The following is a 13,220-nucleotide window of genomic DNA, read 5'->3' on the forward strand; positions in this document are numbered from 1 at the left end:
ATGGGTAATATTGATTTTAAAGATAAAAAGAACATATACGCCATTGCGATTATTGCAATTTTGCTTTTGGCCGGGTATTATGTCTATGACTACGTGTGGAATCCGTTTGTCAAGGATCGCAGTAACCTTGAAAGCGAATTGAACACAGCCCAGTCCGAACTAGACAAAATCAATGCCAAGAGGCATCGTGTCCAGGAATTGGAAATGATGCTTGTCCAGGCAGAAAAGGATTTTGAAAAGCTGAAGGAAATGTTCCCCGAAGAGGAAAAGGTCCCTCTCCGACTGCAGGACCTGTATTCTGTGCTCCGCAGTTCTGGCGTCCAGATTCAGAAGTTTAATCCGGAAGGCCGTTCTGAACGAGAACATTATATCGAGAACCGTTATTCCATCGCTGTCAACTCGGGTTATCATATGTTGGGATACCTGTTTGCGGAAATTGCAAACTTCAACTATCCTACGACAATCACTAACCTGAGATTGAATCGCTATTCTGGAATTGCTGCGGAAATCCAAAAGGCTGAATCCCATGGCTGGACTCCTATTACCATGTCCGTGTCTTTTAACCTGACCACTTATACATCCAAGAAGGTGGGAAGATGATGAAGCTGAAATTCCTTGTTTTGTTCCTAGTAGCCGCTGCGGCTAGTTATGCTGCGCAGATTAAGGATGTTCGTTTTGCTTGCGATGGTAAGGGCTGCCAGATGGTATTTGCCTTTGCATCCGACAAGAATCTGCCGACGTTTTATCAGAAGTATGATGCCGCCGGTAAGAAACTGACTTTTGGTTTTTCTGAAACGAGCTTTGCCCTTGGTGAAGGTACCTACGATGTGGATGCCGATTCCAAGTTCGTGAAGGCCATGCGTGTGTACAGAGAGAATTTCCGCGGAACCAATTTCTTGAAAATTGAACTTTCTGTTGGTAATTCCATTTCTTCTGACAAGAACGATATTTCTCTGGACAAGTCCAGCTTCCTGGTTAAGTTCAAGAATAAGGGCGGTAAGTCCTGGGTTCTGTCTAAGCTTTTTGCTGAACGTAAGAAGGCTGCAGACAAGCAGGCCGCTCTTGACAAGAAAGCTGCAGAAAAGGCTGCCCTTGAAGAAAAGAAGCGCTTGGCTGACGAGAAGAAGGCTAACGAGAAGATGACTCTTGCCGAAAGAAAGGCTGCTGAAAAGCAGGCCGCCTTGGATAAGAAGGCTGCTGCTAAGGCCGCCCTTGAAGAAAAGAAGCGTCTTGCCGAAGAAAAGAAGGCTGCCGAAAAGCAGGCTCTCCTTGACAAGAAGGCTGCCGAAAAGGCTGCCAAGGAACAGGAAAAGCTTGTTGCCGAACAGCAGAAACTGCTGGACAAGGCTATTAAGGAAGGCGGTGCAATATCTGCCCTTCTCCCTGGCATCAAGGAAATGACCGTCTTGATTGGCTCGGGTATGGAACAGTTCCGTCTGGTTACCGAAACTCCGATCAATATCAAGAACGTTTCTAATCCGGACAAGGCTTTCGCCATTACCGTTGGACTGCCTGGTCCTCAGAAATCCCCTGTGTTCAAGATTGGTGCCGGTTCTCTGGTGAAGTCCGTTACCTGGGGTGCTAATGGCATCAAGATTCAGTTGCAGACTGGTGTGAACCCGGTGGTATTGGTGCAGGATGGCGCCTTGATTCTTCAGGCTGCTGAAACTGCTGTCAAGAAGGATGGATTTATCTTCTGGTCTGCTCAGCCCACAGGTATCTTCATTCGTGACTGGATGAAGGCCAACGAAGAAAAGCCTAACTTTGAAACTTTCGTGAAGAAGCTGGAAAAGGATAGCAAGAAGATTGTTTCTGGTTCCCAGACATTCCACCTTCGTCCTGTCGTTCGCGAATTGATCGTTGTTGCCGATGAAATTGAATTCTACGCTGCACCTAACGAAAATGCTCAGGTTCTTCAGCGTCTCATTTTTGGTGACCGCCTGGTTAGCCTGGATATGACTGGTCTGTATCGCAAGGTGCAGTTCGGTAATCGTATCGGTTATGTGAACCGCCGTGCAGTAAGTTTCTTTGATGAACTGTCTGCTGTACAGATGGAGCGTCTTAAGCAGGTCGATAAGGATCGTGGCAGTGATGGTGAAAATCCCGGTACTGTTCCTGGTAGCCAGCTTGATGGTCTGTATGAAGATCGCGTTACCTATAGCTCCTTTGGTCGTCGAGATCCCTTCGTCGAAATTAAGGGCCTTGTAGAAGAAGGTATCAATATTGACCAGGTTGAACTGGTTGGTATTATTTGGGAATCTGACGTTCCGATGGCAATTCTTGTTGAAACCAAGAATCCTGCTATTTCCTACACTATTAAGGAAGGCGATAAGATCCTTAATGGTAAAGTCTTGAAAATTACACAAACTGACGTTCTCTTCCTGATTCAGGAATTCGGGGTGAGCCGTCGCTACTCCATGGGCCTTCCCGATAAGTTTGGGGGTAAATAGTAATGAAAAAGTTGACAAAAATTCTGACTGTTCTTCTTCTTGTTGCCGGTATCGCAACATCTTGGAGTGCCCCTGCCGAAGGTTCTGTTGCTCCGAACAAGAAATTGTATGATTTCAATTTCGTGAACATGGACTATGAAGCCATATTCCGTTCTGTTTCCGTTATTGCCGGTGTGGACATTTTGCTGGCTCCCGATGTAAAGGGTAAGACAAGCCTTCGCGTCACCAAGAAGACTTGGCAGGAAACTCTGGACATTATCTGCAGCATGAATGATCTGACCTGGGTCATTCAGGATAAGTACATTACCATTCAGCGCTTGGCTACCTATCAGGCAAAACAGAAGAAGATTGCCGATGAAGAAGCTCAGGCTGAACAGAATGCTCCTCTGGTCCGAAAGAACTTCCAGGTTCATCATGCCAAGGCTGACGAACTGGTCAAGGTGCTTGAAAGCATGAAGTCTAACCGTGGCCGTATTACCACGGTCGAACGTACCAATTCCATTATCGTCTACGATACCGATACCAAGATTGATCAGATGGAAAAGGCTCTGGAAGAACTTGATGTTGAAACCCTGCAGATCATGATTACCGCTAAGCTGGTCGTGGTGAACAGCGAAAAGGCCCGCGAACTTGGTGTGGACTGGACTGCTACCATGGGTAACACCGCTCTTACTCCGGGTACCGCTGCCGCTGCAACTGGTAGTGCTGCCGGTGCTTCTCGTACCAGTGCCGTTATCCAGTCTTTCCCCAACGGTTCTTCTCCGGCTGTGGGTTCTGGTTCCGGTGCTATTACTGCTAGCCTCTTGGATAATAACCTCCAGATTGCAATCAGCAACCTTATGGGTGACGCTTCTACCGAAGTTCTCGCTAGCCCCCAGGTTTCTACCTTGGATAATACCGAAGCTAAGGTCTTCATGGGTGATAAGGTTTCTATCCGCGTTATCGATAACAGCGGTGAATCTTCTACCCAGATGGTGGAAACTGGTATCAAGCTGACTGTTACTCCTCACGTTTCTGGCGACAACCGCATTTTGCTTGACCTCCATCCCGAAAACAACTCCTACGATTATGACTCCAAGGGTGAAGTTGTGATTAGTACCCAGGAAGCTGAAACCAAGGTCGTTGTGGCTGACGGTGAAACTGTGGTAATCGGTGGTTTGACCCGTAACGAAACTCAGGAATCTGAACGTGGTATTCCGTTCCTGAAGGATATTCCGCTGCTGGGTAACCTCTTCAAGTATTCTCGTAAGTCCGTCGTGAAGAAGGACCTGGTAATCTTCGTTACTCCGAGAATCATTCGCAACTACATTGGCAATGTGGATCTGTCTCAGGCTCCTCAGGCAGCTCCTGCTGCACAGCCGGCCGCCCAGCCCGCTCCCGTAGCACAGCCGGTGGCTCAGCCCGCTCCTCAGGCTCAGCCTGCTGAAGTTCCTGCCCAGCCGCAGGCCGCTCCCGCAGCTCAGCAGAGCGCTCCTCAGCCCTCTCCGGTAGAAACTGTTGTGGATGAACCGGTCGAAGAATCTCTGATGGACGAACCGGCTTCTGCTCCTGAAGCTCCGGCTCCTGCAGATGAAGATGACTGGGAATAACGCCTTGTAAAACAGTATGACAGAGGCTCCGCTTTTGCGGAGCCTTTTTGCTTAAAAAAATGTGGAAAATTATTGCGGAATTAGGACGTTAAACTGAGTGTAGCTTAACGGACGACCAGGGCGGCCAAGGCCAGTTCCTGGCTGATAACGGTCCAGCTGGAACTCTTGAATTCGTAGCTCAGGTCTGCCAGTCTGCGGATGGCTCTGCAGAGGTTGGCCTTGCCCCATCGGGTGCAGCAGGCAGCGGCGTTCCCCTGCTTTACAAAAACGTATTCGTTCTTGCCGATGGCCTGGGCTGCTTCTGCCTGGCTCATGCCTTTTGCGGTAAGGGACATGAAGTTCAGAAGGTCCACGGCATGCTTGTAAAGGGAGTTGACGACCTGGATGGCATCGCCTCCGCCGTAGAGGATTTCGTGGAGCTTTTTAGTGTAACCGTTGGCGTCTCGCATTCCAAAGAAATTCTGCAACTCATAGGGCGGAATTTCTCGTTGGGGCATGATTAGCAGTTTTACGAGATCGTATGTGATCTTGGTGCAATCCGGTTGGTACAGCAGAACCTTTTCCAGTTCTTCGCTAACTAGCTTGGTGTTGGTGCCAAGGGCGTCGGCCAGATACTGGCTTGCAGCGGGTTCAATAGGCTTCTTGAAGTGGGCCGGAACCATTGTAGCGATCCACTTCTGCATATTGTACTGCTTGGGTTCTTCGTACTTTTCGACTTTGCCCACCTTGGCAAGAACCTTGTAAAGTTCTGTGCTGGCCTTGAGTTCGCCAAAGTCAAGCAACAGCTTGCACTCGGGAGCGTCTTTCAGCCAGCGGGCCAAAGTCTTTGTGTCATCGGCTTTCATGGCTTCGGCGTTGCGGACAACGACGGCCTGTTCCGGTGCGAACATAGACACCGTACCGCAGCATTCCATGATGACGTTTGCTACAGAGGATATGTTGGTATCGGTAGCGAACACGACCTGCTTAGACAGCGGGTCATCCTTGTTTTCGCCAAGGGCATCCTGCAGGAATTGTTCTACCTGCTGGTCCTTGGAAAACTGGTCTTTGCCGATGAGGGCTACAATCATAGCGCTTACTTGAAGTCGACTATTTCGAAACGGTTCTTACCCTTGGGGGTAACGACTTCGACGATGTCGCCCTTCTTCTTGCCCATGAATGCGGAACCCATGGGGCTCTTGAAGCTGATCTTGCCGTTCATGGGGTCGACGCCTTCGGGGCTTACCAGCTGGTAGGCGACTTCCTTCTTGGTTGCCAGGTTCTTTGCGGTAACGGTGGCGCCAAAACGGACGGTGTCGGAGTTCGCGTCAAATTCGATGATGATGGAATCAGCAATCTGCTGTTCCAGTCTGGGAAGTTCAGAATCGATATGTGCCAGCATTTCCTTGGCGGCGTGATATTCTGCGTTTTCGCTCAGGTCGCCCTGCTTGCGGGCTTCTTCCATTTCGTCGACAACGCGGGGACGTTCCGTCTTTTTAAGGAAATTGTAACGTTCAACCAGCTTGTCGTATGTTTCTTGAGTACAGGGTGTTTTTGCCATGGCCTTAAATTAGAATTTTTTTAGGGGGCAATGCTAGGAAAGGTCTAGTTTAGTCGCTTTTTTTGTTGTATATTTAGCGCGTAAAAACAATAGGAGACACTATGTACACTGTGTTGGAAAAAGGCGGCGTCTGCTCCCCCAAGGGCTTTACCGCTTCTGGTATTTGCGCTGGCATCAAGGCTAGCGGCAATGCGGATATGGCCCTGCTCAAGAGCGAAAAGGCTGCCCGTTGCTTTGCAGTTTTCACAACCAATAAGGTGAAGGCCGCTCCGGTTCAGTACGATAAGGCCGCACTGGAACATGCTCACTTTGCTACTGCTGTTATCGTGAACAGCGGTAACGCCAACGCCTGTACTGGTGAACAGGGTCTGGCTGATGCAGAACGCATGGCTACCCTTACCGAAGAAGCTCTGAAGCTCACTCCCAAGAGCGTTCTTGTCTGCAGTACTGGTGTCATTGGCCACCTGATGCCCATGGATAAGATTGAAGCCGGTATTCCTCGCCTGGTTGAAGGTCTTCATGCTGATGCTTCCGAAGAATTTGGCCGTGCTATTTTGACTACCGACCTTGCTCTGAAGTCCCATGCCGTTGAAATCCAGACCGAAAAGGGTGTGGTGACTATCGGCGGTGCTTGCAAGGGTAGTGGCATGATTCACCCCAACATGGCTACCATGCTGGCTTTCATTACCACTGACTTGGCTCTGCCCATTGATTTCTTTGCTGAATTCCGTGCAAACATTGCAGACTCCTTCAACGCCATTACCGTTGACGGCGATACCAGCACCAACGATACTTGCATTATGCTGGCAAACGGCATGAGCGGTCTCAAGTACGAAGATCTTTCCCTTTCTGAACAGGGTGAATTCCGCGCCGCTCTGATGCTGGTGATGAAGTCCCTGGCAAAGGACATTGTCCGCGACGGTGAAGGTGCTACCAAGCTTATTGAACTTTGCATCGAAAAGGCTGAATCTCACGAAGAAGCTTTGAAGATGGCTCGTTTCATCGGTACCAGCAACCTGGCCAAGTGCGCCATGTTCGGTGAAGACCCCAACTGGGGCCGTATCCTGAGCTCTGCTGGTTCCAGCGGCTGCAACATGATTGCAGAACATACCGACCTGTTCTTCGGTGACGTCCAGGTTCTGGATGGTGGCCGTCCGGTGATTCTGTCTAAGGAAAAGCAGGATGCACTCCACGCTGTTGTCCGTCAGCGCGAATACAAGGTGACTTTGGTACTGAACATTGGTCATGCAAGCGCCAGCGCATTTACTTGCGACTTGAGCTATGACTATGTGAAGATCAACGCTGAATATACAACGTAATTTCTGTCGTTCGTCAGAGGGATAAAACCTCCGGCTACAGAAATTACACGCAGGAACACAGCGCGTACACTCAGAGAAATTTCTGTCGTTCGTCAGAGGGATAAAACCTCCGGCTACAGAAATTACATGCAGGAATACATCGCGTAATTTCTAATTGCAAAAAGAAACCTTCGACAATTTGATCGAGGGTTTCTTTTTTTTATTGGATTTCTGTTAGGGCGTCTTCTATGTCTACCAGCTCCGGGATGGGGTTCTTTTCGCTTTGCTTTGCCCCTAGCTTGATGAGTTTTCCGCATGTGGTAAGAACGCTCTGACCTGTTGGAGCCAGCTTCTTTTCGCCATCATCAAATGCCTTTTGTGCATTAGCCAATGCGCTTCCCAGGGCTTGGTATTTTTTCATGAACTGACCTACGCGATCGATCATTTCGTTGGCTAGTTCGTAGACCTTTTCGTGATTCTGAGCCTGGGCGATTTGAGTCCAGGTCAGGTCAATGATACGGAGGGCGGCGTAGAGAGTCTGTTCGTCAACGATGTAGACCCGCTTGGCCATGGCTTCGCTCCAGAGGGTGGGGGAGGCGTTCAATGCGGTCCACAGGGCTGCGGAATGAGGGACAAACATGATGACATAGTCCATTTTTACCTTGGGCGGTTTGACGTAGGAGGAATAATCCTTCTTGGCCAATTCGTCTACATGTTTCTTGAGGCTTGCGATGTGGGCTGTAAGGGCTGCGTTGCGCTCATCATCGGTTTCTGCGTTGACGTAATTCATGAAGGCGGTCATGGAAACCTTGGAGTCGATAATGACGTCTCGCTTGTGATCGAGATGGAGGATGACATCGGGGCGTAAACTGCGGCCATCTTCAGTCTTGATGAGATTACCCTGGGCGTCGCGGAGGGTTTCCTGTGTGTCGTAATGGGCACCCTGTCCATCCAGAAGATTGCTGAGGACGGTTTCGCCCCAGTCGCCCTGAATCTTGGAATCGTGCTTGAAAACCCGGCTCAGTTCTTCGGCGCTTGCCTTTGCAGATTCGCTCATTTTTATGGCGTTCTCGATTTGATTCTTTAGAATTCCTCCCAGCTGAAACTGTTCCCTGGCGGAATTATTCATGGCCTGCTCCATCTTTTTGATGGATTCCTTGAGGGGGGAGACGATCTGTTCTATGCTTTGGCCGCTAGATTCTGAGAATTCCTTTTGGCGCTGTTTCAGCATTTCGTTGGTGGTGGATTTAAGCTGTTCCTGGACTTTGGCGATGGTTTCGTCGAATCGGATCTGCTGATCTTGAAGGGATTGCATTCTCAGCTGATGGGCTGCTTCCAATTTGGTTTGCAGGACCGCCTGCTTACTTTTTGAAATCAAGATCCCGATGGTTATTCCCAGGAATACACCGATGATTAAGCCGATGATGATTGCTGCAATTTCCATAAAGACGATCCTCCTTGTAACGTTCTTTCAAAATCTAAATTTTCAAATTGACATTTTAGTGTCAAAAAAACTCCTGGATAAATCCAGGAGTAAAAATCGTTTCAGGAATTTCGTTAGGTTTAATCCTTGATGCAACGGAGGCTTGCGCCGTGTTCGGGGTTGAACTTTTCGAACTTGGCGGTATCCTTGTCGTGGAAGAGAACCACCACTTCGCCGTTAGAAACCCAGAAGTAAGCCTTTTGACCGGCTCCTTCGAACTTGCGATCCTTCATGGGAACGTCGCTCTTGGCGAAATGTCCGCCACCAGCCTTGGCGCCGAATCCCAGCTCGTCCTTGCCGTTGCCGTAGATGCCGGTACCCTTCAGCGTATCCCAGCCGTAGCCAGCCTTAAGGGCGGTGCCAACCTTGCTGCCGGTGCCGGCGTAGGTCAACAGGATGTTCCATTCTTCCTTGGTGGGGAGGTGGAAGCCATCAAGGCATGCCTTCTTGGCGTTTTCGAAATTGTAGAGGCGGCCCCAATGATTGCACTGGGCGCAGACGGAACCGCTGGCTGTTGCGTAGTTCATGTTTTCGGCAACCCAGAGCTGAGAACCGATGCGAATCCATTCGTAGGCGTAACCATCACGAGGGTCCTTATAGCTTCCGCTTGTGAGAGGTTCGCCTTTTTCGTTAAAGTATTCCCCGAATGCAACTTGCTTATTTTGTTTGTATTCGGCCTTGGACGATACGTTTCCGTTCTTGTGGTAACGTACAACCATACCATCGATATAGCCGTCTTCGTAGTTGTATTCGGCCTGCAGGGAGCCGTCGTCGTAGTATTCCTTTGAAATGCCCTGCTTGCGGTCGTTGACGTAACTGACTTCGCGCTTGAGGTTGCCGTTCTCGTAGAATTCTCTTTCTGGTCCCTGCTTTTTGTCGTTGACGTAGGTGGTTTCGGTGCGAACCTTACCGCTAGGATATTTCTCTACGCGGATGTCGTCACCACATGCTGTAAGGCCAATGGAAAAGAGTGCCGAAGCGATTGCAACGCAAGCGATTCTCTTGATGTTCATTCTAACTCCCTTTTTTTTGTTTGATTTTTACTTGTCTCGATTTTTCTCTTTCTTAAAATGAAATTTTTCCGGCGGTGGCCAACAGGCCAATCATGTAGAGCATGCCGTCGTAGTAACGCCAAAATCTAAAGGGGACGGACAGGGCTGCCAAGTCTTTTACAAAGGGCTTGATCAGGGAATCGCCGGAATTGAGAACTTGAGTGGCGGCCGCATTCATGGCAATTAGACCTGGGGTGGCAGGGCGACCGCGACGAGGGTAGTCTCCGCCGTCGACTGCGTAGTCGGACAGGTAAGGTCTCCTGCTTTCGAAGTAGAACAGCTGGCGTTCGCAAATGTCCTTTTCGCTTGGATCGCCATTGAACAGCGCATAGTCTAGGCTCAAATTCAACGCCGCACGCCAGGCGTCGCCGCTGTAGCAGTTGGCTTCGGTATGCCAGGGCTTGGATACCGGTGTTCCGTCGTATTCGGTGTAGTCTGCATAGAGGCCTGTTTCAAAGTGGGCGGCCTTCTTGAGGAACTGTCGGCTGTTTTCAGCGATGGTCAGCCAGGTGTCGTCGCCAGAGGCCTCGGCAAAAGCCTGGTAGAAAGCGGGGGCGTGGTAGCTGGGATTGGTAAAGTCGTTTCCGTCTACCGGAGAGAAGCGAATCATCTTCTGGTTCGGGTCGATGATGGGGCCCACGTTTTCGCAATGGGGTTTGTGAATGAGCCAGTTGATCAAGTCGACGGCTTCATCCTTAAGGTCGGGGCGTCCGAATTTTTCGGCGGCGATCAAAAGTGAAATGGCGAAATACTGTTCAGCGCTGGGGGAGGAACCGGGGTCGATCATGCCGAAGTTCATGGTGGACAGCTGCCATGAGAAATAACCGACGTGGGGACCGCTGTTGTTTCGGACGTAACGTTTGGTGAAGTTCCACAGTTTGTCGAACTGTTTTTCGTGACCGGTGAGTGCGGCAATGAACATGCCGTAACCCATACCTTCGGAGCGGATATCGTCGTGTCCGATGTCGATGATGTAACTCATGTCGTCGGAAGCATCGAAGCAGATTCGTTCGTCAATGGGATCGCCTTCAAAGAGCTTGCTATAGGCATTCTGTATAAGCTGCCTTGCAAAGTTTGGGCCGTAGCCTGCCTCTACAAACATGTCTCTAGGTTTATTACGTTCCATCGTCCTATCCTACTGAAGTAAAACAAAAACTTTATTTCAAAATAAATAAATTATGGATAGAAAAATGAGAGGTATTATGTCTGATGTATTGATTTTGGGTTATGGCCCGGCTGGTGTGTCCGCTTCCCTGTATGCCCTGCGTGCAGGTCTGGATGTTCAACTGGTGGGCAAGGATAGTGGGGCCCTTGGAAAGGCTCATTTGATACAAAATTATTACGGTTTGGAGAAACCTCTGACCGGTGAAGAATTGCTCCAGGTTGGTAAAAAACAGGCGCTGGATCTGGGTGCCAAAATTGCCGAAGATGAAGTGACCGACCTGATGTTCAACGGTTCCGAATTTGTGGCCACGGGCTTGAACGGCGAGTATCGCGGAAAGGTCTGTATCATGGCCACAGGCGCTGCCCGCAAGAAACAGCCCCTGCCGGGAATGGCCGAAATGGAAGGCCATGGCGTAAGCTATTGCGCAGTGTGCGATGCCTTTTTCTACAGACAGAAAAACGTGGCTGTCATGGGAAGCGGCGAGTATGCCCTGCACGAAACCATGGAACTTTTGAACGTGGTGAATTCCGTGACCCTTCTGACCAATGGGGTTCCCCTGACGGCAAACTTCCCTGAAAATGTGAAGGTGGTTGACCGCAAATTGAAAGGTCTAACTGGAGAAGGTTCCTTTAAGGGTGTCGTTTTTGACGATGACTCCACCGCTGAATTTGACGGCTTGTTCGTTGCGCTGGGAAGTGCCAATGCGACGGATCTGGCTTTGAAGGCTGGCGCCGCTTTTGACCAGGGCAAGCTTGTGCTGGACGAAGATCTGCAGACCACGATTCCTGGGCTTTATGCGGCTGGCGATTGCACCGGCGGCATCTTGCAGGTTTCTGTGGCTGTGGGCGAAGGCGCTCGCGCTGCAATGGCTGCTATCAAGTACCTTAGGGAAAACCGCTAGGATTCAGCCTTGGTTGCCGTTCGTCGCATAACCCTGCTGACTAATCCGGATGTCTGCAATTTGCGCTGCCCCCTGTGTTTCCTGTATCAGCGGAGGGCGACCTTCGGTGAAATTTCTGGAATTACCGGGGAGATGCCTTTTGACGTGGCCAAGGCGGCCATTGAAAAATATGGGTTGACGCAGGATGAAAACGGCAAACGGATTTTACGAGAAGTAATTCCCAGCACCATGGGCGAGCCCTTGCTTTATTCCCGCTTTGAGGACCTGCTGGAATTGTGCGGTTCCCTGGGGGTGCCCATGAACTTGACCACAAACGGGACCTTTCCTGGAATGTGGAATGAAAACGCCAACATGATCCGCTTGCTGCAGGGTTGCAGCGATATCAAGGTTAGCAGTCTTGCTTCGGAATGCTTTGATGGCTGGAAGCGGAATGTGGAACGTCTGTTGAAAATTCGGCAGGGCTTGCCTAAGGCGGCCTTCGTTTCGATTCAGGTGACGTTACATCGAAAAAATCTGATGATGATTCCCGAATTGATTGCCTGGGCGACCGTTATTGGCGTTGAACGGATCAAGTGGAATATGGTGGTTTTCCTGAGTGAGGCCGATGTTCTGTTGCGGCGTGAATTTGAGCTGGACCGGAGTGTAGGCGAACTGCGGGAATACATTTTAAATTGCTGCAGAATGTGCGGGAGTTCGCTGAGAAACGAGGGTAGTGTATTTGCCTTGACCTCTGGCGAGAACGCCCGCGGATATTCTCTTGAGGCGGGAACTTGCCCCTTTGCAGAAGAATTGTGGATTTTGCCCGACGGCTCGGAACAGCATTGCCCCAATCCCGAAAGACGTTTTGGAAATAAGGAAGCGCCGGAAGCCAGGTGCTGTTTTATTAGGTAAATTTGAGGGACTTGAAAGTCTAATTTTTTAAGGTTCAGTATGAAATTTCGTGGATTTGTCGTAGGCGTGATTTGCCTTATGCTTGTGGGAACATCTTTTGCCGCCCCAAAGGCAAAGAAAAATGAAATCAAGGATAAGCGGGATAAGCAGAGCTACCGCACCATTACGGTGGATAACCGCGTATGGATGGCCGACAACCTGAATTTTAAGACCGAGGGCAGTTTCTGCTACAAGGATGAAGAAGATCAGTGCATGGCTTATGGACGCTTGTATACTTGGGAGGCTGCTCAGAAGGCCTGCCCCGCAGGCTTCCGTCTGCCAACTCATGAAGATTTTGAAAGCTTGTGGACTGCGGCCGGTGCCGACTTTAACGCAGGCTACCTGCTAAAGACGGATTACGGCTGGAATGGCGATACCAATGGGAACGATACTCTAAAGTTTAGTGCCATGCCGGCGGGGAATCGTTTTGACGATGAGACTTATGGCAATATGATGAAGTTTGCCTTTTTCTGGAGCAGCGACGATAAGCTGGAAGGGATTGCTCCGGGGAGTGCCCGTGTGTGGTATCTGACCAGCAAGAGCATGGCCTTTGGGTATATGAGCAAACCCAAGGAATTCGGATTTTCTGTGAGATGCGTGAAGTAGGGGTGGACTGCTAACTGAACGGCGCGAGATGGGGCTACGTCTTCGGGGGGACAGCGCGAGATGAGGCTACTTCGTAGCCTCTGACGCTTCACCTCGGTCATAAAAACGAGCAAGTTCGTTTTTGCGACACTCGGTTCGCTTGCAGTCGAACTCACTTCGTGAGTCCTCCTGCATCTCGCTATCCTGCGGTATAAAACGAAGAAGAC

The 13,220-nt window shown here is 50.0% G+C and carries 12 protein-coding genes; 7 read left to right on the forward strand and 5 right to left on the reverse strand.

The window, feature by feature from the left end; genetic code table 11:
• The 3 genes from BUB38_RS02130 to BUB38_RS02140 are packed head-to-tail and all read left to right on the forward strand — an operon-like array spanning position 1 to position 4,039.
• Positions 1-600, forward strand: coding sequence for a type IV pilus inner membrane component PilO (locus BUB38_RS02130; protein WP_073156357.1), 600 nt, complete (start codon positions 1-3; stop codon positions 598-600).
• The gene (locus BUB38_RS02135; RefSeq protein WP_249505611.1) at positions 597-2,450 is read left to right on the forward strand and encodes a hypothetical protein; all 1,854 of its coding nucleotides are present in this window, start codon (positions 597-599) and stop codon (positions 2,448-2,450) included. The genes BUB38_RS02130 and BUB38_RS02135 overlap by 4 nt, the downstream gene beginning before the upstream one ends.
• A 2-nt stretch (positions 2,451-2,452) precedes the next feature.
• Complete coding sequence (locus tag BUB38_RS02140) at positions 2,453-4,039, forward strand: secretin N-terminal domain-containing protein (protein ID WP_249505612.1); 1,587 nt, start codon at positions 2,453-2,455, stop codon at positions 4,037-4,039.
• A 104-nt stretch (positions 4,040-4,143) separates the two neighbouring features.
• On the opposite strand, the gene holA is transcribed toward BUB38_RS02140, so the two are convergent.
• Together holA and greA are read right to left on the reverse strand one after the other, a co-directional pair.
• Complete coding sequence (holA, locus tag BUB38_RS02145; RefSeq protein ID WP_073156359.1) at positions 4,144-5,109, reverse strand: DNA polymerase III subunit delta; 966 nt, start codon at positions 5,107-5,109, stop codon at positions 4,144-4,146.
• A gap of 5 nt (positions 5,110-5,114) precedes the next feature.
• Entirely contained in the window at positions 5,115-5,579 is a 465-nt protein-coding gene (gene greA, locus BUB38_RS02150) for a transcription elongation factor GreA (RefSeq protein WP_073156362.1), read from the reverse strand.
• A 101-nt stretch (positions 5,580-5,680) separates the two neighbouring features.
• Here greA and argJ point away from each other — a divergent pair, with 101 nt between their 5' ends.
• Entirely contained in the window at positions 5,681-6,898 is a 1,218-nt protein-coding gene (gene argJ / locus BUB38_RS02155; protein WP_073156364.1) for a bifunctional glutamate N-acetyltransferase/amino-acid acetyltransferase ArgJ, read from the forward strand.
• A 199-nt stretch (positions 6,899-7,097) separates the two neighbouring features.
• Here argJ and BUB38_RS02160 read toward each other — a convergent pair whose 3' ends face one another.
• The 3 genes from BUB38_RS02160 to BUB38_RS02170 form a co-directional block, all read right to left on the reverse strand.
• Positions 7,098-8,321, reverse strand: coding sequence for a DNA recombination protein RmuC (locus BUB38_RS02160; RefSeq protein ID WP_073156366.1), 1,224 nt, complete (start codon positions 8,319-8,321; stop codon positions 7,098-7,100).
• A gap of 119 nt (positions 8,322-8,440) precedes the next feature.
• A complete protein-coding gene (locus BUB38_RS02165; RefSeq protein WP_254794848.1) occupies positions 8,441-9,373 on the reverse strand; it encodes an FISUMP domain-containing protein in 933 nt (310 codons plus the stop codon).
• A gap of 52 nt (positions 9,374-9,425) precedes the next feature.
• The gene (locus tag BUB38_RS02170; protein WP_073156367.1) at positions 9,426-10,538 is read right to left on the reverse strand and encodes a glycosyl hydrolase family 8; all 1,113 of its coding nucleotides are present in this window, start codon (positions 10,536-10,538) and stop codon (positions 9,426-9,428) included.
• Between the two features lie 76 nt (positions 10,539-10,614).
• Between BUB38_RS02170 and BUB38_RS02175 the strand changes: the two genes are divergently transcribed.
• The 3 genes from BUB38_RS02175 to BUB38_RS02185 are packed head-to-tail and all read left to right on the forward strand — an operon-like array spanning position 10,615 to position 13,014.
• Positions 10,615-11,478 (forward strand): NAD(P)/FAD-dependent oxidoreductase, encoded by an 864-nt coding sequence (locus BUB38_RS02175; RefSeq protein WP_073156369.1) that lies wholly within the window; start codon positions 10,615-10,617, stop codon positions 11,476-11,478.
• A 9-nt stretch (positions 11,479-11,487) separates the two neighbouring features.
• A complete protein-coding gene (locus tag BUB38_RS02180; RefSeq protein ID WP_139258159.1) occupies positions 11,488-12,369 on the forward strand; it encodes a radical SAM protein in 882 nt (293 codons plus the stop codon).
• A gap of 39 nt (positions 12,370-12,408) precedes the next feature.
• A complete protein-coding gene (locus tag BUB38_RS02185) occupies positions 12,409-13,014 on the forward strand; it encodes a fibrobacter succinogenes major paralogous domain-containing protein (protein ID WP_073156375.1) in 606 nt (201 codons plus the stop codon).
• Positions 13,015-13,220: the final 206 nt, after the last annotated feature.

This window comes from Fibrobacter sp. UWH5 (genome assembly GCF_900142505.1).
Taxonomy (GTDB): domain Bacteria; phylum Fibrobacterota; class Fibrobacteria; order Fibrobacterales; family Fibrobacteraceae; genus Fibrobacter.